This is a genomic window from Streptomyces sp. NPDC048560, from assembly GCF_040650955.1.
In the GTDB taxonomy this organism is placed as follows: Bacteria; Actinomycetota; Actinomycetes; order Streptomycetales; family Streptomycetaceae; genus Streptomyces.
Window position 1 is genome coordinate 304973 of record NZ_JBEZIJ010000010.1, and the last position, 24716, is coordinate 329688.

Sequence of the window (24716 nt, forward strand, 5' to 3'; positions counted from 1 at the left end):
TCCTCGGTCACGTGGTGTCGCTCTTCATTGTGCTTCCCCGGGAGCCTCGGGGTCGACCAGTGTCTTGTAGTAGAAGGTGGTCGGCTTGAGTTCACCGGCCGGGTCGGCCGCGTAGTCCGGAACGGATCCGCACTCCGTCCAGCCCGACGAGCGGTAGAGGTCTTCGGCAAGGCTGCCCGACTCGGTGTCCAGGATCAGCAGCGTCAGCCCGGACGTGGCGGCCATCTCCTCGGCCGCCGAGAGCAGCCGTCGGCCCAGACCCCGCCCCTGGGCCGACGGCCGGACCATCAGCTTCGCCACTTCGGCGCGGTGGCGGGCGTTGGGCAGGGGCGGACGGATCAGGCCGATGGTGCCGACCACGCGTTCCCCGTCACGGGCCAGCCACACCAGATGGTGGCCCGCGTCGACGGACGCCGCCCGCTGCCGCCACCAGGCGGCTGCCTCGCCCCGGTCGAGCGGAGCGAGGAAGCCCACCGAGGAGCCCCCGTTGACGGTCTCCACCAGGAGGGCCGCCAGCTCGTCGGCGTACGTGACCAGTTCGGGGCCGTTCACGAGGACGATCTCGGTCATGTCGCAGGTGCCTTTCTCGGCGCGTGGATGGGGCGGGGGCGGGTGGGGGAGGTCAGGGGAGGACGATCAGGAGGGCGTAGCGGACCGGCTCCGGTCCCGGGCAGTGGAAGCGGGAGGGGCCGTGCAGCCGGAACCGCAGGCAGTCGCCGGTGCGCACCGTGTGGACGCTTCCGTGCACTGTGATCTCCAAGGTGCCTTCCAGTACCCAGAGATGCTGTTCGAGGCCGGGGACGGGCGGGTCCTCGTACGAGACGGTTGAGCCCGCGTCGAGCCTGCCCTCGATCACCTCGCCGCGCAGTCCGGCGTGCGGCGGCGAGACCGAACGGCGTACGAAACCGGAGCCCTCGTCGCGCCAGACGGGCTGCCGATCGGCGGGCATCAGCAGCGGAGGCTCCGTCTCCACCTCCATCAGCAGGCGCGACATGGTCCTGCCGTACACCGTGCACAGCCGTCCCAGCAGTGCGGCGGTCGGACTCATCTCGCCGCGCTCCAGCCGCGAAAGCGTCGAGCGGCTCACCCCGCTCCGCCGGGACAGCTCGTCCAGCGACCACCCGTGCCCGGTGCGCAGCTCACCCAGCCGGGCAGCCAGCCGGGCGTCGACGGAGCCGGGCTCCAGGTCCTCTGGCTCTCTCATATGAGAGAGGATATCCCAGATGGGGGACGGTGTTGATCCGGGCACCGTGCGATGCGGCCGGGCGGCGAGGATCCTGACACGATCGGTGCGTGCCGTCCCCCGAACCAGAACCGCTTCCCGCGACCTTCCCCGCCCTCACCGCCGGGCCGGGGGCCGAACCCCCGCCCGGGACCGGCACGGCCGCGGGCCGGCGCCTGGTGCGCTGCAGGATGTGCGGACGCCCCCTCACCGGGTCCGCGTCACGCCGTACCGGCCTGGGGCCCGCCTGCGACGCGAAGCTGCACCCCGCCGGCCCGGACATCCGCACCCGCCGCCACGAGGTCGACCAGGACACGCTGCCGGGCGTCTGAACCGGAGAGGACCGGGAACGGCCCCCTAGGCCGGGTCGGCGGTCCACGGCCAGGCGGCATGACCGCCGGCCTCGATGAGGCCCACCATCCGGAACGCCCCGTCCGTGAGGCCGCCGAAGGTGTGCCGGTGGGGACCCGTGGGGCCGTGGGCGGGCTGATACCCCGCCAGGTTCCAGGTGTAGACCGGGATCCCGGCCGGAACCGGTTCGGCCGGCCCGCCCGCGTCGTGGTACGCCGCCTGCTCGTCGGTCACGATCAGAACGCGGTCGTGCTCCCGGTAGTGGGCACGCACCGCCTTCGTCGAATGGGTGCCGCCGAGACTGTGGAACCGCTTCAGCACGTCGAGCACCGGTTCCCCCGCCGCGAACGGAACCTCCGCGCTGGACCAGCCGAACTCCACCAGGTCCGCCTGCTGGGCACGCAGGGCCAACGCGGCACCGAACACCGCCGCCGCGTCCGCCCGGGTCAGCTTCGACCGCTCGGAGACGGTGTCCCAGAACATCGAGTCGGACCGGTCCACCAGGATCAGTGTGCGGCCGGGCAGGGCCGGGACGTTGGCCAGCGAATGGCTGAGCGCCCGCTCCAGCGGGGCTGCCCAGCGCGGCGACGGCGCGTGCTGATGTGCCGCCAGGTAGCGGAAGGGGAACTGCCGGGACCGGGCGACCTCACCGGCGTCCGAAATCCGTGCCGCGACCCGCGCCGCCACCTCGTCCGAGACCCCGGCCTGGTCGAAGTTCCGCAGATTCCGCAGGAGCGCCATCGACGCCATCGAAGGGATCACGGCCTCCCAGGCGGCAGCGTCCATCGGTCCGTCGAGCCGGCCCGCCAGGGCCTCCCAGGTCATGCCGCCCGCGGCCAGCCGCTCCGCGCCGCCGGGCCCCGTCACCACCGCCCGCCGTTCCTCACTCGGCAGTTCGGTCAGCGCCCGGTGCGCGTTCAGCAGGGGGTCGGAGGCGGGCGGGACCGCCGAATCCGGGTGATGGCGCCGGTCCAGGGCGTACCGGAACAGCGCGCCCTGCCAGGGCTTGCCCGGATCGGGGGAGGCGTGCACCAGGTTGAGGACGTCCCCGAAGCGGAAGTCCTTGGACGCGGTGTCGTACTTGAGCAGGGACCTGGAGGTGTACAGCCGGCGTACGGCATCGGCGATGCCCCGCTTCACGGGCTGCGGCACATTGCGCCCGTACACCGACGTCCAGTGGGCGAGCAGTTCCCCGGGCTCGTCGGCGCGCTGGAGCACCGAGTCGATCACGGACCGGTTGGACGGGCCCCCGCCCTGCCCGGCCGCGAGCCGCGCCCTGACGTACGCCGCGGCGCCCACCAGGGACGCCGTCCGCATGTTGCCCTCGCCGCGGAGCCAGCGCAGCAGGCCGGCCGTCCACACGGGGTCCTCGACGGCGAGCTCGGCCACGAGGCGCGTGTACCGCTCGTCGCGCTCTGCGCCGCTCTCGTAGAAGGTCCGCTGGGAGACGAAGTTGCCGACGGCCAGCAGGAAGAGTTCCTCGCGGGGCTCCCGGGCGAAGGCCGGACCCCCCGCGTGCGTACGCGGGGCCTGTGTGTCGGGTGCGGTCCGGGCGCCCGGACCGGGCGCGGTCCGGGCAGCCGCCGAGACGTGCGGTGCCACGAGCATCTCCGACCAGACCTTGGAGACGCGTTGGGTGTAGCGAGGCAGTGAATCCCCCCGGATCCAAGGAGTGGGCCCCGGCCGACCGTTCCGACGGGGCGAACCGCGGCCGCGCCTCCCGAGATCGGAAAGAGGGCCGCGGCGTCACTTGGGTATCAGAGGAAGTAGCCGCAGCCGGGCGCATCGGAGGCGCGGTCGCGATGCCAACGTATGCGGCCCGGCCGACCGCACGCCAGCGATTTATTCCGAGGATCCGGAACCGCGGACGGGCCTCAGGGCTTGAGCTGCCGGAACAGCCCCTCCTGGACCACCGACACCAGCAACCGCCCCTCGCGGTCGTAGATGCGGCCCCGGGCCAGCCCCCGGCCGCCCGTCGCGATCGGTGACTCCTGGTCGTACAGGAACCACTCGTCCGCCCGGAACGGCCGGTGGAACCACATCGCGTGGTCCAGGGACGCCATGTCGAAGCCACGCGGACCCCACAACGGCTCCACCGGGATCCGGACCGCGTCGAGCAGGGTCATGTCGCTCGCGTACGTCAGCGCGCAGGTGTGGACGAGAGGGTCGTCGCCCAGCGGACCGACCGCGCGCATCCACACGGCGCTGCGCGGGTCCGCGTCCTTGATCTCCTCGTGCGTCCAGCGCAGCCGGTCGACGTAACGGATGTCGAACGGCTGGCGCCTGGCCATCCGCTCCAGGGCCTCCGGCAGGGCGCCCAGGTGCTCACGTACCTCGTCGGCGACCGTCGGCAGCTCGTCGGGGTCCGGGACCACGCGGGCCGGCGGCAGCTGGTGCTCGAAGCCGCCCTCCTCCGGGCGGTGGAACGAGGCCGTCAGATTGAAGATCGTCCGGCCCTCCTGCACGGCCGTGACACGGCGCGTGGTGAAGGACCGGCCGTCGCGCACCCGCTCGACCTCGTAGACGATCGGCACCCCGGGACGACCCGGGCGCAGGAAGTATGCGTGCAGCGAGTGGACCGGGCGGTCGCCGTCGGTGGTGCGGCCCGCCGCCACCAGCGCCTGCCCGGCGACCTGCCCGCCGAAGACCCGCTGGAGGGACTCGTGCGGGCTGCGGCCACGGAAGATGTTGACCTCGATCCGCTCCAGGTCGAGGAGGTCGACCAGGCGCTCGGCGGGGTTCGTCATAGGTTTCTTCTCCACTCTCGAAGCCGGTTCGTCGCTACAGCTGCCCCACGGAGGTGACCCGGACGACCGCCCGGCCCTCCTCGTCGGAAGCGGCCAGATCGACCTCGGCGCTGATGCCCCAGTCGTGGTCCCCCGCCGGGTCGGCGAAGGCCTGCCAGACCCGCCACAGGCCGTGCTCACGGTCCTCGTCGATCTTCAGCAGCTTCGGGCCGCGGGCGTCGGGTCCCGTTCCCAGGTCCTCGTGGGCGTCCCAGTACCCGTCCATCGCCTCGCCCCAGGCGTCCTCGTCCCAGCCCGACTCGCCGTCCAGCTCGCCGAGGTCGCGGACGCGGTCCAGCGCGGCCAGCTCCACCCGGCGGAACATCGCGTTGCGGACGAGTACCCGGAAGGCGCGCGCGTTCGCCGTGACCGGCTTGACCTCGTCCGCCCGCTCCTGCGCCTGCTCGGCGGTCTCCACCGCCGGATTGGCGAGCTGCTCCCACTCGTCGAGCAGGCTGGAGTCCACCTGACGGACCATCTCGCCGAGCCAGGCGATCAGATCCTCCAGGTCCTCCGACTTCAGGTCGTCCGGGATCGTGTGCTCGAGAGCCTTGTACGCGCCCGCCAGATAGCGCAGGACGATGCCCTCCGTACGCGCCAGCTCGTAGTGCGAGGTGAACTCCGTGAAGGTCATGGCCCGTTCGTACATGTCCCGGATCACCGACTTCGGCGACACCGGGTGGTCGCCGACCCACGGGTGGCTGGTGCGGTAGACCTCGTACGCGTGCCACAGCAGCTCGCTCAGGGGCTTCGGGTACGTGACGTCCTGGAGCAGCTCCATGCGCTCCTCGTACTCGATCCCGTCCGCCTTCATCTGGCCGACGGCCTCGCCCCGCGCCTTGTTCTGCTGGGCCGCGAGGATCTGCCTGGGGTCGTCCAGGGTGGACTCCACGACGGAGACCATGTCCAGGGCGTACGAGGGGGACTCGACGTCCAGCAGATCGAACGAGGCCAGCGCGAAGGTGGACAGCGGCTGGTTGAGCGCGAAGTCCTGCTGGAGGTCGACCGTGAGCCGTACGATCCGGCCCTCGGCGTCCGGCTTGTCCAGCTGTTCCACCACACCGCCGTCGAGCAGCGAGCGGTAGATCGCGATGGCCCGCCTGATGTGCCGCAACTGGGCCTTGCGCGGCTCGTGGTTGTCCTCCAGCAGATGACGCATGGCCTCGAAGGCGTTGCCCGGGCGCGCGATCACGGACAGCAGCATCGTGTGTGTGACGCGGAAGCGCGAGGTCAGCGGCTCCGGGTCGGACTGGATCAGCTTGTCGAAGGTGGTCTCCGACCAGGCGACGAAGCCCTCGGGGGCCTTCTTGCGGACCACCTTGCGCTTCTTCTTCACGTCGTCGCCCGCCTTCTTGACGGCCTTCTCGTTCTCGATGACGTGCTCGGGGGCCTGGGCGACGACGAAGCCCGCAGTGTCGAACCCGGCCCGCCCGGCACGTCCGGCGATCTGGTGGAACTCCCGGGCGCGCAGCGTACGGACCCGGGTGCCGTCGTACTTCGTGAGCGCGGTGAACAGCACTGTGCGGATGGGGACGTTGACGCCGACGCCGAGGGTGTCGGTACCGCAGATCACCTTCAGCAGACCGGCCTGGGCGAGCTTCTCCACCAGGCGGCGGTACTTGGGCAGCATCCCCGCGTGGTGCACCCCGATGCCGTGGCGCACGTAACGCGAGAGGTTCTGGCCGAACTTGGTGGTGAAGCGGAAGCTGCCGATCAGATCGGCGATCTTCTCCTTCTCCTCCTTCGTGCACATGTTGATGCTCATGAGCGACTGCGCGCGCTCGACGGCCGCGGCCTGGGTGAAGTGCACGATGTAGACCGGCGACTGCCGGGTGTCGAGCAGTTCGGTGAGCGTCTCCGTGATCGGCGTCAGCCGGTACTCGTAACTCAGCGGGACCGGCCGGCTCGCCGAGCGCACCACCGAGGTGGGACGGCCGGTACGGCGCGTGAGGTCCTTCTCGAACATCGCGACGTCACCGAGCGTCGCCGACATCAGGACGAACTGGGCCTGCGGCAGTTCCAGGATCGGGATCTGCCAGGCCCAGCCGCGGTCCTGCTCCGCGTAGAAGTGGAACTCGTCCATCACCACCTGGCCGACGTCGGCGTACTTCCCGTCGCGCAGCGCGATCGATGCCAGCACCTCGGCGGTGCAGCAGATGACCGGCGCGTCGGCGTTGACCGAGGCGTCGCCGGTCAGCATCCCGACGTTCTCCGTGCCGAAGAGCTTGCACAGATCGAAGAACTTCTCCGAGACCAGTGCCTTGATCGGCGCGGTGTAGAAGGTGACCTTGTCCTGGGCCAGCGCCGTGAAGTGCGCACCGGCGGCGACCAGACTCTTCCCCGAGCCCGTGGGCGTGGAAAGGATCACGTTCGCCCCGGAAACCACCTCGATCAGCGCCTCTTCCTGAGCCGGGTAGAGAGCGATGCCCTGGGTCTCGGTCCATGACGAGAAGGCCTCGAAGAGGGCGTCCGGGTCGGCGGTCGGGGGCAGCTGATCGATAAGGGTCACACCCCCATCTTGCCTGCCTTCCGGCCGGATGAGGGAACCGGACGACCGCTCGAAGATCACGGACGGTACGCTGCCCACTCAACTCGGCCACGCAGCACGGGCCGTGGCCACGCAAGATCTACGGGGGCGGGACGACCATGATGGGACCTGCGCACTCTCTGTCAGGGGCAGCGGCCTGGCTGGGGGTGGGCGCGGCGGCGGCCGCCACCGGTCATCCGATGCCGTGGCCCGTCCTGGTCGTGGGCAGCCTGATCTGCGCGGGTGCCGCGCTCGCCCCCGACCTCGACCACAAGTCGGCGACCATCTCGCGGGCCTTCGGGCCGATATCCAAGGGCCTCTGCGAAGTCGTCGACAAGCTGTCGTACGCCGTCTACAAGGCGACCCGTGGCCCCGGTGACCCGCGCAGGAGCGGTGGTCACCGGACCCTGACGCACACCTGGCTGTGGGCCGTGCTGATCGGCGCGGGCGCCTCCGTCGCGGCGGTCACCGGCGGCCGCTGGGCGGTCCTGGCGATCCTCTTCGTCCATCTGGTGCTCGCCGTCGAAGGACTGCTGTGGCGGGCCGCCCGGATGTCCAGCGACGTCCTGGTCTGGCTTCTGGGCGCGACCAGTGCCTGGATCCTGGCCGGTGTCCTGGACAAGGCGGGCAACGGCTCTGACTGGCTGTTCACCGCCCCGGGCCAGGAGTACCTGTGGCTTGGGCTGCCGATCGTGCTGGGGGCGCTCGTCCACGACATCGGCGACGCGCTGACCGTGTCCGGCTGTCCGATCCTGTGGCCGATCCCGCTGGGGCGCAGGCGCTGGTACCCGATCGGACCGCCGAAGGCGATGCGTTTCCGGGCCGGCAGCTGGGTGGAGCTGAAGGTGCTGATGCCGGTCTTCATGGTGCTCGGGGGAGTGGGCGGCGCCGCCGCCCTCAACGTCATCTGACACCTCGTACCGTCTCCACGGGCGGTGGGCGGTGAGCCGTAGCACCATGACCTCATGCTGCTTGCCCGGCTCGCCCGAGTGTCCCTGGAGGTCGCCGCGACGTCGGCACGGTCCCGAAAGGTGGCCCTGTTGGCCGGCCTGTTCCGGGACACCGGACCCGACGACGTCCCGATCGTCATCCCGTACCTCTCGGGGCGGCTCCCGCAGGGGCGGCTCGGCATCGGCTGGAGCACGCTGGGCGCCCCGGTGCCGCCCGCCGCCGAGCCCGGCCTCACCGTGGCTGAGGTGGACGCCGAGCTGACCGCCGTCGGCGCACTGTCGGGCCCGGGTTCCCAGGCCGGCCGCCGGGAGCGCCTCCAGCGGCTACTCGGCGCCGCCACGGCCGACGAACAGCACTTCCTGCGGGCCCTGCTCACCGGCGAGGTGCGCCAGGGCGCCCTGGACGCCGTCGCCGCCGACGCGCTCGCCCAGGCCGCCGGGGCGCCGCCCGAGGACGTGCGCCGGGCCGTGATGCTCGCCGGGTCGCTCCAGGCGGTCGCGCGGGAACTGCTGGCGCGGGGGCCCGAGGCTCTCGACGCGTTCCACCTGACCGTGGGCCGGCCTGTCCTGCCGATGCTCGCGCACACCGCCCGCTCCGTCACCGAGGCCATCGACAAACTCGGGTCCTGCGTCGTCGAGGAGAAGCTCGACGGCATCCGCGTGCAGGTGCACAGGGAAGGCGACGAGGTCCGCCTCCACACCCGCACGCTGGACGACATCACGGAGCGCCTGCCGGAAATCGCCGCAGCCGTACGCGACTTCCCCGGCGCACGGTTCATCCTGGACGGCGAGGTCATCGCCCTCGGCGCCGACGGCCGCCCCCGCCCGTTCCAGGAGACCGCCGCCCGGGTGGGCTCCCGGCGCGACGTGGCCGGGGCGGCGGCCACCGTCCCCGTCGTCCCCGTCTTCTTCGACGCGCTGTCGGTCGACGGCCGGGACCTGCTCGACCTGCCCTTCACCGAACGCCACGCCGCACTGGCCGCGCTCGTCCCCGAACGGATGCGCGTCCGGCGCCTCGTCGTCGCGGAACCGGCCGGGGCGCAGGCCCGCGAGGACGCCGAGGCCTTCCTCGCCACCACGCTGGCGCGGGGCCACGAAGGTGTGGTGATCAAGAGCCTCGACGCGCCCTACAGCGCCGGCCGGCGGGGTGCCTCCTGGCTCAAGGTGAAGCCGGTGCACACCCTGGACCTCGTCGTCCTCGCGGCCGAGTGGGGGCACGGCCGACGGACCGGGAAGCTGTCCAACCTGCATCTCGGGGCACGGGGGCCCGACGGCTCGTACGTCATGCTCGGCAAGACCTTCAAAGGGCTCACCGACGCCATGCTCGCCTGGCAGACGGAACGGCTCGGGGAACTGTCCACCGGCGACGACGGACACGTGGTGACCGTCCGCCCCGAACTCGTCGTCGAGATCGCGTACGACGGTCTGCAGCGCTCCACCCGTTACCCGGCCGGGGTCACTCTGCGGTTCGCCCGGGTCCTGCGCTACCGCGAGGACAAGCGGCCGGACGAGGCGGACACCGTGGAGACGGTCCTCTCCCGGCAGACCTGAACGGACGGGCCGCCGGGTCGGCCGGGAGAGGCAGCGGCCGGGTCAGTGGCGGATCACGGTCGCGGCCGTGTGCGCCCGGACCTGCTCCGGGGTGAGGTAGGAGTCGGTGTGCTCGAAGTCCTTCAGCGTCGCCGGACTGCGCAACTGGAATCCGGTCCGTACGAAGTCGTCGCCGGCGACCGCGTTCAGCATCCAGTTCGTCAGGACACGGGTCTTGGCGACGTTCGTGCGCAGGGCCGACCAGTGGTAGCCGCGGGCCACCACCTGGGCGGGCATCCCCTTGAGCTCGACGCCGAGCGGCTTGGAGACGGCGTCGCGCCCGCCGAGGTCGACGACCAGACCGAGGTCCTTGTGCTCGTACGGCATCAGCGGCATACCGCGCAGGGTCGCGATGAGGTTGTCGGCCATGGTGCGGCCCTGACGCATGGCGTGCTGGGCGGTGGGCGGGCAGACGGCCCCGTCGCCCTTCGCGAGGTCCGGCACCGCGGCCGCGTCCCCGAGCGCGAAGACGCCGTCCGAGCCGCGCAGCGACAGCTCGGGCGTCACGGCGAGGCGTCCGCGCACCGTCTCCGCGCCCAGCGTGGCGATCAGCGGGCTGGCGGCGACACCCGCCGTCCAGATCAGGGTGCGGCAGGGCAGGATCCTGCCGTCGGTGAACGTGACCCGTTCCGCTGTCGCCTCGGCGATCGAGACGCCGAGCGAGACCTCGATCCCGCGCCTGCGCAGGATCTCCAGGGCGTCCAGTCCGAGCTTGTCCCCGAGTTCGGGCATGAGCTTGGGCGCGATGTCGATCAGGTGCCACTTGATGAGCTTCGGATCGAGCCTGGGGTAGTGCTTGAGGGCGTTGGTGGTGAGGCGTTGCAGACAGGCCGCGGTCTCGGTCCCGGCGTACCCGCCGCCCACCACGACGAACTGGAGCCGGGAGGCCCGCTCCTCCTCGTCCAGGCTCGCGTCGGCCAGGTCGAGCTGAGCGATCACGTGGTCGCGGATGTAGGCGGCCTCCGCGAGCGTCTTCATCCCCCGGGCGTGCTCCACGAGTCCGGGGATGTCGAACGTCCGGGTGACGCTGCCCGCGGCGAGCACGATGTAGTCGTACGGCTCGTTCACGATCTCGTCGGTGATCTTGCGGACGACGCAGACCTTCGCGTCGGTGTCCACTCCGATGGCCCCGCCCGGCACGATCCGGGTGCGGTGGCGGCGGCTGCGGCGCAGCGAGACGGCGACCGACTGGGGCGTCAGTACGCCGGCGGCGACCTGCGGCAGGAGTGGCAGGTACAGCTGGTACGAGAACGGGGTGACGAGCGTGATCTCCGCTTCGCCGGGAGCGAGCCTGCGCTCCAGCCGGCGTACGCACTCGACCCCGGCAAAGCCGGCGCCGACAACGAGAATCCTGGGTCGTGCCACGGTGTGCGTCCCTTCTCGGGCTTACGCGGTCCTGTCCTCGCCTGCCCCTGATTCCGGGTGGGTCACTCCTCATCCTTACCGGCCGCATCCGAGTTCGCCTCCTGACGGCGCGCGCCGAACGGGCGCACGACGAGGGCGGCCCCCTGACCACGCCACCAGGCGCGCGGGGCCGTCGCGTATCAGCGGGTACGGACCGGCCGGTACGACAGGCGCCCGGGGCGAGACGCTGCGCCCCGGGCGCCGTCCGGCCGGTGGTCCCCCGGGGCCCGCCCTCGTGCGGGCTCCGGGGGCCGACCGGCGGCCCGGATCAGCCGTGCCAGGACCGCCACAGCGCCGCGTAGGCGCCGCCCGCCGCCACCAGCTCGTCATGGCTGCCCAGTTCGCTGATGCGGCCGCTCTCCACGACGGCGATCACGTCGGCGTCGTGCGCGGTGTGCAGCCGGTGGGCGATGGCCACCACCGTGCGGCCGTCCAGCACCTTGGCCAGGGAACGTTCCAGATGCCTGGCCGCCCGCGGGTCCAGCAGCGAGGTCGCCTCGTCCAGCACCAGCGTGTGCGGATCGGCGAGCACCAGCCGGGCCAGCGCGATCTGCTGCGCCTGCGCCGGTGTCAGCGCCAGCCCGCCCGAACCCACCTCCGTGTCGAGCCCCTTGTCCAGGGCCTTGGCCCAGCCGTCCGCGTCGACCGCGGCGAGCGACGCCCACAGCTCGGCGTCATCGGCGCCGGTACGGGCCAGCAGAAGGTTGTCCCGCAGCGAGCCCACGAAGACGTGGTGCTCCTGATTGACCAGGGCGACGTGCTCGCGCACCCGCTCCGCCGTCATCCGCGACAACTCCGCGCCGCCGAGCGTCACCTCTCCCGTGCGTGGTGCGTAGATCCCGGCCAGCAGCCGGCCGAGGGTGGACTTGCCGGCCCCCGACGGGCCGACGAGCGCCAGGCGCGTACCCGGAGCCACGTCCAGGGTCACCTGGTGCAGCACGTCGACCCCGGCCCGGTAGCCGAACCGCACGTCGTCCGCCCGGACCGCACGGCCGTCCGGGCCGACCTCGTCGTCGCCGGCGTCCGGCTCGATCTCGCGTACGCCGACCAGTCGCGCCAGCGAGACCTGGGCGACCTGCAACTCGTCGTACCAGCGCAGGATCAGACCGATCGGATCGACCATCATCTGCGCCAGCAGCGCGCCCGTCGTCAGCTGGCCGACGGTGAGCCAGCCCTCCAGGACGAACCAGCCGCCGAGCATCAGCACCGCGCCCAGGATCGTCACGTACGTGGCGTTGATGACCGGGAAGAGCACCGAGCGCAGGAACAGCGTGTACCGCTCCCAGGCCGTCCATTCCTTGATCCTCCGGTCCGACAGGGCGACCCGGCGCTCACCCAGACGGTGCGCCTCCACGGTCCGGCCCGCGTCCACGGTCTCGGCGAGCATCGCCGCGACGGACGCGTACCCGGCTGCCTCGGAGCGGTACGCCGAGGGCGCCCGCCGGAAGTACCACCGGCAGCCGATGATCAGGACCGGCAGCGCGACCAGTACGGCCAGGGCCAGCGGCGGGGCCGTCACGGTGAGCGCGCCGAGCAGCAGCCCCGCCCACACCACACCGATCGCCAGCTGCGGCACGGCCTCACGCATCGCGTTCGCCAGCCGGTCGATGTCCGTGGTGATCCTGGACAGCAGATCGCCCGTGCCGGCCCGTTCCAGGACCCCCGGAGGCAGCCCGACCGAGCGCACGAGGAAGTCCTCGCGCAGATCGGCGAGCATCTCCTCGCCGAGCATCGCCCCGCGCAGCCGCATGGTCCGCGTGAACACGGTCTGCACGACGAGCGCGAGCGCGAACACCGCCGCCGTGCGTTCCAGATGGAGGTCGGTGACCCCGTTGGACAGGTCCTCGACCAGCCCGCCCAGCAGGTACGGACCGGTGATCGAGGCGATCACCGCGACCGCGTTCACGGTGATGAGCACGGCGAACGGCTTGCGGTGACGCCGCAGCAGTTCACGTACATAGCCGCGCACGGTCGTCGGTGTGCCGACCGGCAGGGTCGTCGCCGACTCCGGGGCGGCCGGGTCGTACGTCGGTGGTGCGACGCCGATCATGCCCTCTCCTCGATTTCCTCGATCGCTTCCATCACGTCGGCCGGTCCGGTCCCCGTGAGTTCGTCCTGTGCGGTCTGAACCGCGATCTCGTCCTCGGTCTCGCGGGTGACGACCGCCCGGTACCGGGGTTCGGTGCGCAGCAGCTCGCGGTGCGGTCCGACGGCCACGACGGAGCCCTCATGGACCAGCACCACGCGGTCGGCGAGGTCGAGCAGCAGTGGTGAGGAGGCGAACGCCACGGTCGTACGGCCCTGGCGCAGCCGCTTGATCCCGGCGGCCACCCTGGCCTCCGTGTGCGAGTCGACGGCCGACGTCGGTTCGTCGAGCACGAGCGCCTCCGGGTCGGTGATCAGGGAACGGGCCAGCGCGAGCCGCTGCCGCTGTCCACCGGAGAGCGAACGGCCCCGCTCCGTGATCCGGGTCCCCATCGGGTCACCGTCCGTGTCGGGCGAAGCCTGCGCCAGCGCGTCCAGCACATCACCGCACTGGGCCGCCGCCAGGGCGTCCTCGGCACTCACGAGCCCGGAGGACGGCACGTCGAGCAGCTCGCGCAGGGTGCCCGAGAGCAGAACCGGGTCCTTGTCCTGCACGAGCACCGCCGCCCGCGCGAAGTCCAGCGGCAGTTCGTCCAGCGCCACGCCGCCCAGCAGTACGGACGGTGCCTGCGGCTTCGGCGCCGGGCGAGCCGAGCCGTCGTCCCCCGTCGCGTCGCCCGTACCGTCTGTTCCGTCCGTTCGGTCCGTGCCCTCCGTGTCGTCCTCGGCCTGGACGTGGCCGCCGAGGCGGTCGGCCAGCCGGCCCGCCTCGTCCGGATCGCCGCAGACCACGGCGGTGAACAGCCCCTGCGGAGCCATCAGACCGGTGACCGGGTCGTACAGGTCGCCGGCCGGGGCCACGCCCTCGATCGTCGACGGCTGGACACTGCGGTGCAGGGAGAGCACCCGGACCGCGCGCTTCGCGGACGGCCGGGAGAAGGAGTACGCCATGGCGATCTCCTCCACGTGCCGCAGAGGGAACAGCATCAGCGTCGCGGCGCTGTACACGGTGACCAGCTGGCCGACCTCGATGCGGCCGTCCCGTGCCAGCCCCGCCCCGTACACGACGAGGGCGATCAGCAGGATGCCCGGCAGCAGTACCTGGATCGCCGAGATCAGCGCCCACATCCGGGCACTGCGGACGGCGGCCTTGCGTACCTCCTGGGAGGCGCGCCGGTAGCGGCCGAGGAAGAGCTCCTCACCGCCGATGCCGCGCAGCACCCGCAGGCCTGCGACCGTGTCGGAGGCCAGCTCCGTCGCCTTTCCCGCCTTCTCGCGCTGGATGTCGGCGCGCCGGGTGGCCCGGGGGAGCAGGGGCAGGACGGCCAGGGCCAGGACCGGCATGGCGATCGCCACGAGCACACCCAGCGTGGGGAGATAGACGACGAGGCCGACGCAGATCAGCACGAGGGCGGTGGCGGCGGCGAGGAAGCGTGAGAGCGCCTCGACGAACCAGCCGATCTTCTCGACGTCGCCGGTGGAGACGGCGACGACCTCACCGGCGGCGACCCGCCGTGTCAGCGCGGAGCCGAGCTCGGCGGTCTTGCGGGCCAGCAGCTGCTGCACGCGCGCCGCGGCGGTGATCCAGTTGGTGACGGCGGTGCGGTGGAGCATCGTGTCACCCACCGCGATGAGGACGCCGAGCGCCAGGATCAGTCCCCCGGCCATCAGGAGGCCGCTGCCCGAACGGTCGATGACGGCCTGCACGGCGAGACCGACGGCCAGGGGGAGACCGGCGATGGCGCACTGGTGGAGGAGGCCCCAGGAAAGGGACTTCAGCTGTCCGGCGAGCTGACTGCGCCCGAGCCAGAACAGGAACCGTGGACCTGACCGGACATCCGGATCGCCAGGATCTGAGTACGGAAGATCGCGAATCTGCATGACGTCCCAGGGCTCGGAAGGGCGGAGGTCCGTGGACCTCGTGGAATCGTTGGACGGGTGGGGGACCAAACCGTGCAAGGTTCGCGTCCTGCCCCGGTCCGAGGCAAACGGTTTTTCCGTTCCCCGGCTGCCAGGGGCACATATCCGGCCGCCGCCTCCGAGGCTCCGGGAACCTCCGGGATCTGCGGGCTCCGCGGGCTCTTCGGGCCCTCCGGGACTTCTCGGATCTCTGCGGGGCCGCGGGGTTACGGGGCTGCCGCTCCCCGGGTCACGGGCCGCTGGGCCACGGGGCACGCCCCGCTGGTCCACGGGGCACGCCTGTCCACGGGGCTGCTGGACTACGGCCGGGTCGCCCGCTCCAGCTCCATCAGGACCGACCGGTACCGGTGGCCGGTCGCCCGGTCCATGCCGATCTCGCACATGCGGTTCGCCGACAGGTAGACGTCGTACGCCCGGGTGTTGACCTCCGCCGCCTCCTTCGCGGTGGCCGACGCCGTCAGTTCCTTGTGCAACATGCCACGGTCGCCCGCGAAGGCACAGCATCCTGCGTCGTCGGGCACGGACACCTCGTCGGCGCACGCCTCGGCAACCCTCCGAAGATGCTCCACGTCGCCCAGGTGTTCCATCGAACAGGTCGGGTGCAGGACCGCCGAACCGGCTGTGCGGAGCACCGTCAGTCCCGGCAGCAGCTCGTCGGCCGCCCACACCAGCGAGTCGACGACGGTCAGTTCGCCGTGCAGCTCCCGGTTGTCCTCGGTGAGGTACGGCACCACCTCGTGCGCGATGCCCAGCGTGCACGACGAGGCGTCGACGACCAGGGGGAGCCGCCCGCCCGCGGTCCACCCCCAGGCGGCCTCCACGATCCGGTTGGCCATGACGGTGTTGCCCTCGTCGTAGCCCTTGGAGTGCCAGATGGTCGCGCAGCACGTGCCCGCGACGTCGTCCGGAATCCACACGGGCTTCGCGGCCCGTGCGGAGACGGCGACGACGGCCTCGGCCAGGGACGGTTCACGCCGCGGGTCGGGACCGGCGAAGACGCGGTTCACACACGCCGGGTAGTAGACGGCGTGGGCGCCGCTCCGGGACGTCCGTGGCAGCTTCCGGGCGGCCGCGCCGGGGATCTCAGGCAGCCACTCGGGGACCAGCCCCGGTCGTACGGCCCTGCGGGCCAGCCGGGTGACGGACTCCAGGACGCGGTCGCCCGCCCGGTTCCGGACCCTGTCGGCAGCGGCCACCGCGACCCGCGCCGCCGCCTCCACCGAGGCGAAGTTACGGGCGGCCAGCGCCGCGATCCGCTCCTCGCGCGGTGAGTGCCGGCGGTGGCGGAAAGACTTCATCATCGCCCCGGTGTCGATGCCGACCGGGCAGGCGAGTCTGCAGGTGGAGTCGCCCGCGCAGGTGTCCACCGCGTCATAGCCGTACGCGTCGAGGAGACCGGCCTCCACCGGGGCACCGTCCTGCTGCCGCATCATCTCCCGGCGCAGCACGATCCGTTGGCGGGGTGTGGTGGTCAGGTCCTCGCTGGGGCACGTCGGTTCGCAGAAGCCGCACTCGATGCACGGGTCGGCGACCGCTTCCACCTTCGGGATCGTCTTGAGCCCGCGCAGATGGGCCTTCGGATCGCGGTCGAGGACGATCCGTGGCGCCAGTACCCCGTCGGGGTCGATGACCTGCTTCGTACGCCACATCAGTTCCGTCGCCTTCGGTCCCCACTCCAGCTCCAGGAACGGCGCGATATTGCGTCCCGTGGCGTGCTCGGCCTTGAGCGAGCCGTCGAACCGGTCGACGACGAGCCGGCAGAAGTCGTCCATGAACGCGGCGTACCGGTCGACGTCGCTCGCCTTGGAGGCGTCGAAGGCGAGCAGGAAGTGCAGGTTGCCGTGGGCCGCGTGGCCTGCCACGGCCGCGTCGAACCCGTGCTCCGCCTGGAGCTCCAGGAGCGCCCGGCAGGCTTCGGCGAGGCGTGCGGGCGGTACGGCGAAGTCCTCCGTGATGAGGGTCGTACCGGCCGGGCGTGAGCCGCCCACCGCCGTGACGAAGGCCTTGCGCGCCTTCCAGTAGCCGGAGACGGTCGCGGCGTCCCGGGTGAAGGCGTTCGTGACCGACAGGGCGGGTACGACCAGCTCCAGGCCGGTGAGCACCTCGTCGGCCGCTCGCTCGTACGCCCGGAGACCGGCGTCGTCCGGTGCGCGGAACTCCACCAGCAGTGCGGTCGTCTCCTTGGGCAGCGTCGCCCAGTCCGCCGGGACGCCCCGGACGCTGACGGAGGCGCGCAGGGTGTTGCCGTCCATGAGTTCCACCGCGATCGCGCCCGCCTCGTTGAAGCGGGGCACGGCCGCCGCGGCGGCGGACAGCGAGGGGAAGAACAGCAGGGCCGACGAGATCCGCCGGTCCAGGGGCAGTGTGTCGAAGACGACCTCGGAGATGAATCCGAAGGTGCCCTCGGAGCCGACCATCAGCCCGCGAAGGATCTGTACGGGCGTCGAACCGTCGAGGAACGCGTCGAGGCGGTATCCGTTGGTGTTCTTGATCTCGTACTTCGTACGGATCCTGGCGGTCAGCCGGGCGTCCGCCTCGATCTCCGCCTTGAGTGCGAGCAGCCCCTCGCACAGGCGCGGCTCGGCCCGGGCCAGCAGCTCGTCAGCCGCCGGGTCGGCCGTGTCGACGACGGTGCCGCTCGGCAGGACGACGGTGAGGGAGGCGAGGGTGCGGTACGAGTTGCGGGTCGTCCCCGCGGTCATACCGGACGCGTTGTTGGCGACGACTCCGCCCACCGTGCACGCGATCGCGCTGGCCGGGTCGGGCCCCAGCAGCCGGCCGTGCCTGGCCAGGGTGGCGTTCGCCCTCATGACGGTGGTCCCGGGACCGATCCGGGCCCGCGCCCCGTCGTCCAGGACGGTGATCCCCGTCCAGTGCCGCCTTACGTCCACGAGGATGTCCTCGCCCTGGGCCTGGCCGTTGAGGCTGGTGCCCGCCGCGCGGAAGACCACCTCACGGCCCTTGCCGTGGGCGTAGGACAGGATCGCGGAGACGTCGTCGACGTCCTCCGGCACGACCACCACCTGGGGCAGGAACCGGTAGGGGCTGGCGTCGGAGGCGTACCGCACGAGGTCGGAGATCTTCCACAGCACCTTGTCGGCCCCGAGCAGGGCCACCAGCTCCGAGCGCAGCGGCTCCGGGGTGCCCTGTGCCATGCGGTCGGGGACACGGTCGTGGGACGGCGGGCGCGCCGTACCAGGACGGAGGGATTCCGGCTTCGGCTCCAGCAGCGGCATGGCGGGTCCCCTCGGAGGTACGGCGCTCCGGCGCCGTGTCAGCAGTGGCGCTCCGGCATCCCGTCGACCAGAGCGGACAGCAGGCCGCCGAGCACCTCGCGCTGTTCGGCGGTCAGTGGAGCAAGGATCTCCTCCGCGGCGGCGCGGCGCGCGCTGCGCAGGGACCTGAGCGTGGCGAGGCCCTCGTCGGTGATCTCGACGCGCACCACCCGGCGGCTGGCCGGGTCGGGTGCGCGGCGCACACGGCCGCTCGCCTCCAGACCGTCGACCAGGCTGGTCACGGCACGCGGGACGACGTCCAGGCGCTGGGCGAGATCGGCCATCCGGGGCGGGCCCTCGTACTGGGCGACCGTACGCAGCAGCCGGAACTGGGCGGGAGTGATGCCGATCGGCTCCAGCTGGCGGCTCTGGATGCGGTGGAGCCTGCGGGTGAGCCGCAGAAGTTGCTCGGCCAGCAGGCCGTCGGAATCGTGGGAGTCCATGAGGGAACAATATCAGGACCATGTTCATTGTGAGTATAGGTAACAATCAACTATGCTCTCCCAAGCAGCATGACCGCACGCCTGTCGAAGGAGCCCATGAAACCCGACGAACCCACGTGGAGCGCCCCGCCCAGGGATGACGGCCAGCCGCCCGCAGAGCTGCGCCGCATCTTCCGTCTCTTCCGCCCCTACCGCGGCCGGCTCGCGCTGGTCGGCCTGCTGGTCGGAGCCTCGTCCCTGGTGTCGGTGGCATCCCCGTTCCTGCTGCGCGAGATTCTGGACACGGCGATCCCGCAGGGGCGCACCGGTCTGCTCTCGCTGCTCGCTCTCGGCATGATCCTCACCGCCGTGATGACCAGTGTCTTCGGTGTGGTGCAGACCCTGATCTCCACGACGGTCGGCCAGCGCGTCATGCACGATCTGCGCACCGCCGTCTACACCCAGCTCCAGCGGATGCCGCTGGCCTTCTTCACGAAGACCCGGACGGGTGAGGTGCAGTCCCGTATCGCCAGCGACATCGGCGGTATGCAGGCGACGGTCACCTCGACGGCCACCTCGCTGGTCTCCAATCTCACCGCGGTCATCGCCACCGTCGTCGCCATGCTCGCACTCGACTGGCGGCTGACCGTCGTCTCCCTGCTTCTGCTGCCCGTCTTCGTGTGGATCAGCCGCAGGGTGGGACGGGAGCGCAAGAAGATCACCACGCAGCGCCAGAAGCAGATGGCCGCCATGGCCGCCACCGTCACCGAGTCCCTCTCGGTCAGCGGCATCCTCCTCGGCCGCACCATGGGCCGCTCGGAATCGCTCACGAAGGGCTTCGCCGAGGAGTCCGAGCGCCTGGTCGGTCTCGAAGTGCGTTCCAGCATGGCCGGTCGCTGGCGGATGTCGACGATCGGCATCGTCATGGCCGCCATGCCCGCCGTCATCTACTGGGCGGCCGGCATGACGCTCCAGTCGGGCGCCACCGCCGTCTCCCTCGGCACCCTCGTCGCGTTCGTCTCGCTCCAGCAGGGCCTGTTCAGGCCGGCCGTGAGCCTGCTCTCCACCGGAGTGCAGATGCAGACGTCCCTCGCCCTCTTCCAGCGGATCTTCGAGTACCTCGACCTGACCGTGGACATCACCGAGCCCGAGAAGCCCGTGCGGCTGGAGAAGATCCGTGGGGAGGTCGCCTTCGAGGGCGTCGACTTCAGTTACGACGAGAGGAGCGGACCCACGCTCACCGGCATCGACGTCACCGTGCCCGCGGGCAGCAGTCTGGCCGTCGTCGGGCCCACGGGCTCCGGCAAGTCGACCCTCAGCTACCTCGTCCCCCGGCTGTACGACGTCACCGGCGGCCGCGTGACGATCGACGGCGTCGACGTGCGGGACCTGGACTTCGACACCCTGGCCAGGGCCGTCGGCGTGGTCTCCCAGGAGACCTACCTCTTTCACGCCTCCGTCGCCGACAACCTTCGCTTCGCCAAGCCGGAGGCCACCGACGAGGAGATCGAGGCGGCGGCCCGCGCGGCACAGATCCACGACCACATCGCCTCCCTGCCCGACGGCTACGACACGCTCGTCGGCGAGCGGGGCTACCGCTTCTCCGGCGGCGAGAAGCAGCGGCTGGCGATCGCCCGAACGATTCTGCGCGACCCTCCCGTGCTGATCCTCGACGAGGCGACGAGCGCCCTCGACACCCGTACGGAGCACGCCGTGCAGTCGGCGATCGACTCGCTCTCCGCGGGCCGCACCACCCTCACGATCGCGCACCGGCTCTCCACGGTCCGTGACGCGGACCAGATCATCGTCCTGGACGGTGGTCGTACGGCGGAGCGCGGAACCCATGAGGAGCTGCTCGATCAGGACGGCCGGTACGCGGCCCTGCTCCGCCGGGACACCCAACTGGCACCCGTCGCTCCCTGAACGGGGGAGCCTGTTGCCGGGCGTGGCGCGCGGCCGGGGGTGGGGCCGCGATGCCCGGCGCCGCACGTACGGTGGGATCGCCGCTCATGACAGCCCTGCGCGGGGTCCAGCTCCGGATTCCGGCCCGGCGGCAACGACGCGTGGAGAACACCCGGATCCGGCGGCAGACCGATGAGGTGCAGGACGATGGCCCCGCACTCCGCAACACCCTCCCGCACCGCACCGCCCGGGCCCACGGCAGCGCCGCCGCTCCCGTGGGACGGGGAGCGGCGGCGCCGGTGGAGCGATGGTCAGACGAGCCAACCCACGAAGTGGACGACGCCGGCGAGCAGGTTGGTGAGGAAGTTCATCTGGTGCTTCTCCTTGTGCGTGGTGCATCTTCGGGACTGCGCAGTCGCGGTCTGCAGCCCGCTGCTTGCGCTCTGTAATCATCAGGCTCCGTAGGGGCGCTGAGCAACCAAAGCTCGTACGATCACGCGTTCGAGCGAACACCCGATTGCCTGTTCGTGTGTTCTGGTGCGAGGGGGCGCGGCTCGTGTCGTCTGCCGCCAGGTACCGAAACAGGGCATATGTCCGGGTTAACGTGCCCGCATGGCAAACGAGTCCCCGGACGCTCCGCCCCGCCGCAGACTCCGACCGACCAGGCGTGGGCGGCTGGTGCTGCTCATCGGCGCCGTCCTCGTCGTGGCGGCGGCCGTGCTCGTGCCGTTTCTTCTCCTCGGGCCGCAGGAGAAGAAGCAGGAACAACCCCGCCTCCTGGTGATCCCCGAGGGGTGGCGGGCCTCCCAGGTGTACGTCGCGGCCGACAAGGCACTCCGTCTCGCGCCGGGCAGCACCGAGAAGGCCGTGCCCGGCGCCGAACTGCCCCTGCCGGCCGCCGCGAAGGGCAACCCGGAGGGCTACCTCTTCCCCGCCACGTATCCCGTCGACGACGAAACGACCCCGGAGAGCCTGCTCCGCTACATGGTGCGGACGGCGTCCAAACGCTTCGGCGCCGACCGTGTCACCGCCGGTGCGCAACGGAACGGCGACTCCGTCTACCGGACGGTGACGATCGCGTCGATCGTGCAGGCGGAGGCCGACACCGCCTCCGACATGGGCAAGGTGGCCAGGGTGATCCACAACCGGCTGGCCCAGGACATGGCCCTGCAGATGGACTCCACGATCAACTACGCGCTGAAGCGGTCCACGCTGGACACGAGTACGGGCGACACGAAGATCGACAGCCCGTACAACAGCTACGAGCGCAAGGGGCTGCCGCCCACACCCATCGGCAACCCGGGGGAGCAGGCCATGCGGGCGGCCGTCGGTCCGCCACCCGGGCCGTGGCTCTACTTCGTCACCGTCGGCCCGGGGGACACCCGCTTCACCGACAGCTACGACGAACAGCTCACCAACGTCGAGGAGTTCAACCGCAACCGCCGCTCCGCCGCCACGGACTGACCGGCCGTCAAGCGTCGGGCGGCCTCCCGTCAGACCGCGACGGGCGCGGGCTCAGGATCTCCGGTGCGGTCCAGCAGCCGCTTGAGCGACCGGACCGCGGCCCGCCCCGCGCGGTTGGCGCCGATCGTGCTGGCCGACGGCCCGTAGCCGACGAGATGGATGCGCTCGTCCCGTACGACCTGAGTGCCGTCGAGCTTGATGCCGCCCCCGGGCTCGCGGAGCCGCAACGGCGTCAGGTGCTCGACCGCCGCGCGGAAACCCGTCGCCCACAGGATGACGTCGGCGTCGACGGTCCGGCCGTCGTCCCAGGCCACACCGGTCGGAGTGATCCGGTCGAACATCTCGATCCGGTCGAGCACGCCCCGCTCACGGGCGTCCCGGACCGCCTCGGTGAGCGGCAGCCCGGTCACGCTCACCACGCTCCGCGGCGGCAGCCCCTGACGCACACGCTCCTCCACCAGCGCCACCGCCGCGCGCCCCTCGTCCTCACCGAACGGCCCCTCGCGGAAGACCGGCGGCCGGCGCGTCACCCAGAACGTCGCCGCCGCCACGTCCGCGATCTCCATCAGGTGCTGAGTGCCGGAGGCGCCACCTCCGACGACGATCACCCGTTGTCCGCTGAACTCTCCGGGGCCCGGGTAGTCCGCCGTGTGCAGCTGTCGCCCACGGAAGATCTCCTGGCCCGGATAGCGCGGCCAGAAGGGCCGGTCCCAGGTGCCGGTGGCGCTGATCAGGGTGCGTGTGGCGTACGTGCCCTCGGAGGTCTCCACGAGCAGCCTGCCCTCGTGCCCCTCGCGTACGGCGCTCACCTCCACCGGCCGGTGGACGCGCAGGTCGAAGCGCCGCTCGTACGCGTCGAAGTACTCGCCGATCACCGCGGACGAGGGCCGGCCGGGATCGGCTCCGGCCAGTTCCATGCCGGGCAGGGCATGCATCCCGTGGACCTTGCCGTACGTCAGCGAGGGCCAGCGGTACTGCCAGGCACCGCCCGCGCGGGGAGCGTGATCCAGGACGACGAAGTCGCGGTCCGGCTCCAGGCCGGACCGCCTCAGGTGATAGGCGCTGGAGAGGCCCGCCTGCCCGGCGCCCACCACGACGACATCCAGCTCACGCGTCCCGAAGTTGTTCACCCTTCTACCAACCGCGCGCCGGTCCGGGATCTTCCCGGCGCCGGACCGGCGTACACGCACTGGCTCACCGGCCCCCGGCGACGAGTAGCGGGGCGCCACCCGGGGCGGACGCCGGGCGTCCGTTGGCCGCGGGCACCGAGAGCAGTGGTGAAGCCGGCACGGTCGACAGCAACCCGCGCGCCGCGAGCTGCGGGGTGACGCCCTCACCGAACCAGTACGCCTCCTCCAGATGCGGATACCCGGACAGCACGAAGTGCTCCACACCCAGCTCGTGGTACTCCTCGATCCGGTCGGCCACCTCCGCATGACTGCCCACCAGGGCCGTTCCGGCACCGCCTCGCACCAGTCCGACACCCGCCCACAGGTTCGGCGAGATCTCCAGCTTGTCGCGCGAGCCGCCGTGGAGCGCCAGCATCCGCTGCTGGCCCACCGACTCGCTGCGCCCCAGCGCCTGCTGCGCGGCGGCGATCGTCTCGGGGTCGAGATCGCCGAGCAGCCGGTCGGCCGTCGCCCACGCCTCGCGTGAGGAGTCGCGCGAGATGGTGTGGAGGCGTATCCCGAAACGGACCGTGCGGCCCTCCTCCTCCGCCAGCCGCCTGATCCAGTCGATCTTCTCCTTGACCGCGGCCGGGGGCTCACCCCAGGTCAGATAGACATCGGCGTGCGCGGCGGCCACCGGCCCCGCCGCGGCCGACGACCCGCCGAAGAAGATCTCCGGCAGGGGATCGGGCGGCAGCGCGGTGAGTGCCCCGTCGACCTGATAGTGCTCACCCGCGAAGTCGAACGGCCGCCCGCTCCACGCGCCCTTCACCACCGAAAGGAACTCGGCGGTCCGGGCATAGCGCCGGTCGTGGTCCAGATGGTCACCGAAGCGTCGCTGCTCCGTGGAATCGCCACCCGTCACCACGTTGAGCAGCAGCCGGCCCCGCGTGATCCGCTGGTACGTGGCTGCCATCTGCGCGGCGAGCACCGGGGAGATGACCCCGGGCCGGAAGGCGACGAGGAACTTCAGCCGCTCGGTGTGCTGGGCCAGCGCCACCGTCGTCAGCCAGGCGTCCTCGCACCAGGTGCCGGTCGGCGTCAGCACCGCCTCGAAGCCCAACTGCTCGGCCGCTTTGGCGATCTGGGTCAGGTACTCGATGTCGGGTGCGCGTACCCCGCTCACCGGGGTGATGCGGTCGCGCTTGATCCCACCGTCGGTGTAGGCATGCCGGTCGACCAGCGTCCGGCCGTCACCGCCGGTCGGCAGGAACCAGTGCAGGGAGACGGTCATGTGAATGCCTTTCCGTAGGAGCGGGGCACAGGAAGTGGGCAGCGGTGGAGGCCGGGGGAGAGCAGTGTGAACAGGTCGGCGAAGGTATCGGCGACCGGGACACATGAGCGGCATCCGCGCTGCGACGCCGATGCGCGGACCGCTAGGAGAGGCGGACGCGCGGACGCGACGGCAGGCGCAAACGGGGGAGTGCGGTGAGGAGGTGCGCGGGCACATACGGCAGGAGCGGGCGCTTCGCGCGCCGGGTCACCGCGGAAAGAGGTGCTGAGAGAACGTCAGCAGCCGCGACAACACGCGGCGGAAGCCACTCGCAGCAGGTCGATGTGACCGCGCGAAGTGAGCAGCGCTGAACGGAACATGGCGCCGAACGTAGCGACGAGGAACAGAGCCGGTCAATGCCGTCTCGTTCCGTGGA

18 protein-coding genes are annotated in these 24716 nt (G+C 71.4%); 5 read left to right on the plus strand and 13 right to left on the minus strand.

What is annotated here, in order from left to right; translation table 11 throughout:
• Positions 1–24: 24 nt before the first annotated feature.
• Both AB0C82_RS26690 and AB0C82_RS26695 read right to left on the minus strand, forming a co-directional pair.
• Positions 25–570 carry a GNAT family N-acetyltransferase gene (locus tag AB0C82_RS26690; protein WP_362846496.1) on the minus strand — a complete coding sequence of 182 codons (546 nt, stop codon included), beginning with the start codon at positions 568–570 and terminating at the stop codon, positions 25–27.
• Positions 571–622: 52 nt separating this feature from the next.
• The gene (locus AB0C82_RS26695) at positions 623–1204 is read right to left on the minus strand and encodes an XRE family transcriptional regulator (RefSeq protein WP_362846498.1); all 582 of its coding nucleotides are present in this window, start codon (positions 1202–1204) and stop codon (positions 623–625) included.
• 89 nt (positions 1205–1293) lie between these two features.
• Between AB0C82_RS26695 and AB0C82_RS26700 the strand changes: the two genes are divergently transcribed.
• On the plus strand, positions 1294–1554 hold the full coding sequence (locus tag AB0C82_RS26700; RefSeq protein WP_362846500.1) for a DUF6011 domain-containing protein: 261 nt from the start codon (positions 1294–1296) through the stop codon (positions 1552–1554).
• Positions 1555–1579: 25 nt separating this feature from the next.
• Here the strand turns inward: AB0C82_RS26700 and AB0C82_RS26705 are convergent, their stop codons facing one another.
• The 3 genes from AB0C82_RS26705 to AB0C82_RS26715 all read right to left on the minus strand — a co-directional run bounded on the left by AB0C82_RS26705 (position 1580) and on the right by AB0C82_RS26715 (position 6868).
• A complete protein-coding gene (locus AB0C82_RS26705; protein WP_362846502.1) occupies positions 1580–3181 on the minus strand; it encodes a TROVE domain-containing protein in 1602 nt (533 codons plus the stop codon).
• 266 nt (positions 3182–3447) lie between these two features.
• The gene (locus tag AB0C82_RS26710; protein WP_362846504.1) at positions 3448–4320 is read right to left on the minus strand and encodes an acyl-CoA thioesterase II; all 873 of its coding nucleotides are present in this window, start codon (positions 4318–4320) and stop codon (positions 3448–3450) included.
• A 34-nt stretch (positions 4321–4354) separates the two neighbouring features.
• Positions 4355–6868, minus strand: a complete 2514-nt coding sequence (locus tag AB0C82_RS26715) for a DUF3516 domain-containing protein (RefSeq protein ID WP_362846506.1) — start codon at positions 6866–6868, stop codon at positions 4355–4357.
• Between the two features lie 137 nt (positions 6869–7005).
• Here AB0C82_RS26715 and AB0C82_RS26720 point away from each other — a divergent pair, with 137 nt between their 5' ends.
• Together AB0C82_RS26720 and AB0C82_RS26725 are read left to right on the plus strand one after the other, a co-directional pair.
• Positions 7006–7797 carry a metal-dependent hydrolase gene (locus AB0C82_RS26720; RefSeq protein WP_362846508.1) on the plus strand — a complete coding sequence of 264 codons (792 nt, stop codon included), beginning with the start codon at positions 7006–7008 and terminating at the stop codon, positions 7795–7797.
• Between the two features lie 54 nt (positions 7798–7851).
• Entirely contained in the window at positions 7852–9387 is a 1536-nt protein-coding gene (locus tag AB0C82_RS26725; RefSeq protein WP_362846510.1) for an ATP-dependent DNA ligase, read from the plus strand.
• A gap of 42 nt (positions 9388–9429) precedes the next feature.
• Here AB0C82_RS26725 and AB0C82_RS26730 read toward each other — a convergent pair whose 3' ends face one another.
• The 5 genes from AB0C82_RS26730 to AB0C82_RS26750 form a co-directional block, all read right to left on the minus strand.
• Positions 9430–10791, minus strand: coding sequence for an NAD(P)/FAD-dependent oxidoreductase (locus AB0C82_RS26730; protein ID WP_362846512.1), 1362 nt, complete (start codon positions 10789–10791; stop codon positions 9430–9432).
• 307 nt (positions 10792–11098) lie between these two features.
• Entirely contained in the window at positions 11099–12880 is a 1782-nt protein-coding gene (locus AB0C82_RS26735; RefSeq protein WP_362846514.1) for an ABC transporter ATP-binding protein, read from the minus strand.
• The gene (locus tag AB0C82_RS26740) at positions 12877–14796 is read right to left on the minus strand and encodes an ABC transporter ATP-binding protein (protein ID WP_362846516.1); all 1920 of its coding nucleotides are present in this window, start codon (positions 14794–14796) and stop codon (positions 12877–12879) included. Before AB0C82_RS26740 ends, AB0C82_RS26735 begins: the two co-directional genes overlap by 4 nt.
• A gap of 338 nt (positions 14797–15134) precedes the next feature.
• Positions 15135–18071 carry an FAD-binding and (Fe-S)-binding domain-containing protein gene (locus tag AB0C82_RS26745; RefSeq protein ID WP_362846518.1) on the minus strand — a complete coding sequence of 979 codons (2937 nt, stop codon included), beginning with the start codon at positions 18069–18071 and terminating at the stop codon, positions 15135–15137.
• Between the two features lie 38 nt (positions 18072–18109).
• Positions 18110–18553 carry a MarR family transcriptional regulator gene (locus AB0C82_RS26750; protein WP_362846520.1) on the minus strand — a complete coding sequence of 148 codons (444 nt, stop codon included), beginning with the start codon at positions 18551–18553 and terminating at the stop codon, positions 18110–18112.
• Positions 18554–18649: 96 nt separating this feature from the next.
• On the opposite strand from AB0C82_RS26750, the gene AB0C82_RS26755 reads away from it, so the two are divergent.
• Positions 18650–20455: an ABC transporter ATP-binding protein gene (locus AB0C82_RS26755; RefSeq protein ID WP_362846522.1), complete on the plus strand. Its 1806-nt coding sequence runs from the start codon at positions 18650–18652 to the stop codon at positions 20453–20455.
• A 591-nt stretch (positions 20456–21046) separates the two neighbouring features.
• On the plus strand, positions 21047–21898 hold the full coding sequence (gene mltG / locus AB0C82_RS26760; protein WP_362846524.1) for an endolytic transglycosylase MltG: 852 nt from the start codon (positions 21047–21049) through the stop codon (positions 21896–21898).
• A gap of 29 nt (positions 21899–21927) precedes the next feature.
• Here mltG and AB0C82_RS26765 read toward each other — a convergent pair whose 3' ends face one another.
• From AB0C82_RS26765 to AB0C82_RS26775, 3 genes are all read right to left on the minus strand, one after another.
• Positions 21928–23028 carry an NAD(P)-binding domain-containing protein gene (locus AB0C82_RS26765; RefSeq protein WP_362846526.1) on the minus strand — a complete coding sequence of 367 codons (1101 nt, stop codon included), beginning with the start codon at positions 23026–23028 and terminating at the stop codon, positions 21928–21930.
• 64 nt (positions 23029–23092) lie between these two features.
• A complete protein-coding gene (locus AB0C82_RS26770) occupies positions 23093–24301 on the minus strand; it encodes an LLM class flavin-dependent oxidoreductase (protein ID WP_362846528.1) in 1209 nt (402 codons plus the stop codon).
• A 275-nt stretch (positions 24302–24576) separates the two neighbouring features.
• Positions 24577–24660: a putative leader peptide gene (locus AB0C82_RS26775; RefSeq protein WP_311307964.1), complete on the minus strand. Its 84-nt coding sequence runs from the start codon at positions 24658–24660 to the stop codon at positions 24577–24579.
• Between the last annotated feature and the right edge of the window lie 56 nt (positions 24661–24716).

Bases quoted from the DNA above. Each gene is read 5' to 3' on its own strand.
- AB0C82_RS26690 (WP_362846496.1), bottom strand. From the start codon at position 570: ATGACCGAGATCGTCCTCGTGAACGGCCCCGAACTGGTCACGTACGCC.
- AB0C82_RS26695 (WP_362846498.1), bottom strand. From the start codon at position 1,204: ATGAGAGAGCCAGAGGACCTGGAGCCCGGCTCCGTCGACGCCCGGCTG.
- AB0C82_RS26705 (WP_362846502.1), bottom strand. From the start codon at position 3,181: ATGCTCGTGGCACCGCACGTCTCGGCGGCTGCCCGGACCGCGCCCGGT.
- AB0C82_RS26710 (WP_362846504.1), bottom strand. From the start codon at position 4,320: ATGACGAACCCCGCCGAGCGCCTGGTCGACCTCCTCGACCTGGAGCGG.
- AB0C82_RS26720 (WP_362846508.1), top strand. From the start codon at position 7,006: ATGATGGGACCTGCGCACTCTCTGTCAGGGGCAGCGGCCTGGCTGGGG.
- AB0C82_RS26725 (WP_362846510.1), top strand. From the start codon at position 7,852: ATGCTGCTTGCCCGGCTCGCCCGAGTGTCCCTGGAGGTCGCCGCGACG.
- AB0C82_RS26735 (WP_362846514.1), bottom strand. From the start codon at position 12,880: ATGATCGGCGTCGCACCACCGACGTACGACCCGGCCGCCCCGGAGTCG.
- AB0C82_RS26740 (WP_362846516.1), bottom strand. From the start codon at position 14,796: ATGCAGATTCGCGATCTTCCGTACTCAGATCCTGGCGATCCGGATGTC.
- AB0C82_RS26745 (WP_362846518.1), bottom strand. From the start codon at position 18,071: ATGCCGCTGCTGGAGCCGAAGCCGGAATCCCTCCGTCCTGGTACGGCG.
- AB0C82_RS26750 (WP_362846520.1), bottom strand. From the start codon at position 18,553: ATGGACTCCCACGATTCCGACGGCCTGCTGGCCGAGCAACTTCTGCGG.
- AB0C82_RS26755 (WP_362846522.1), top strand. From the start codon at position 18,650: ATGAAACCCGACGAACCCACGTGGAGCGCCCCGCCCAGGGATGACGGC.
- mltG (WP_362846524.1), top strand. From the start codon at position 21,047: ATGGCAAACGAGTCCCCGGACGCTCCGCCCCGCCGCAGACTCCGACCG.
- AB0C82_RS26770 (WP_362846528.1), bottom strand. From the start codon at position 24,301: ATGACCGTCTCCCTGCACTGGTTCCTGCCGACCGGCGGTGACGGCCGG.
- AB0C82_RS26775 (WP_311307964.1), bottom strand. From the start codon at position 24,660: ATGTTCCGTTCAGCGCTGCTCACTTCGCGCGGTCACATCGACCTGCTG.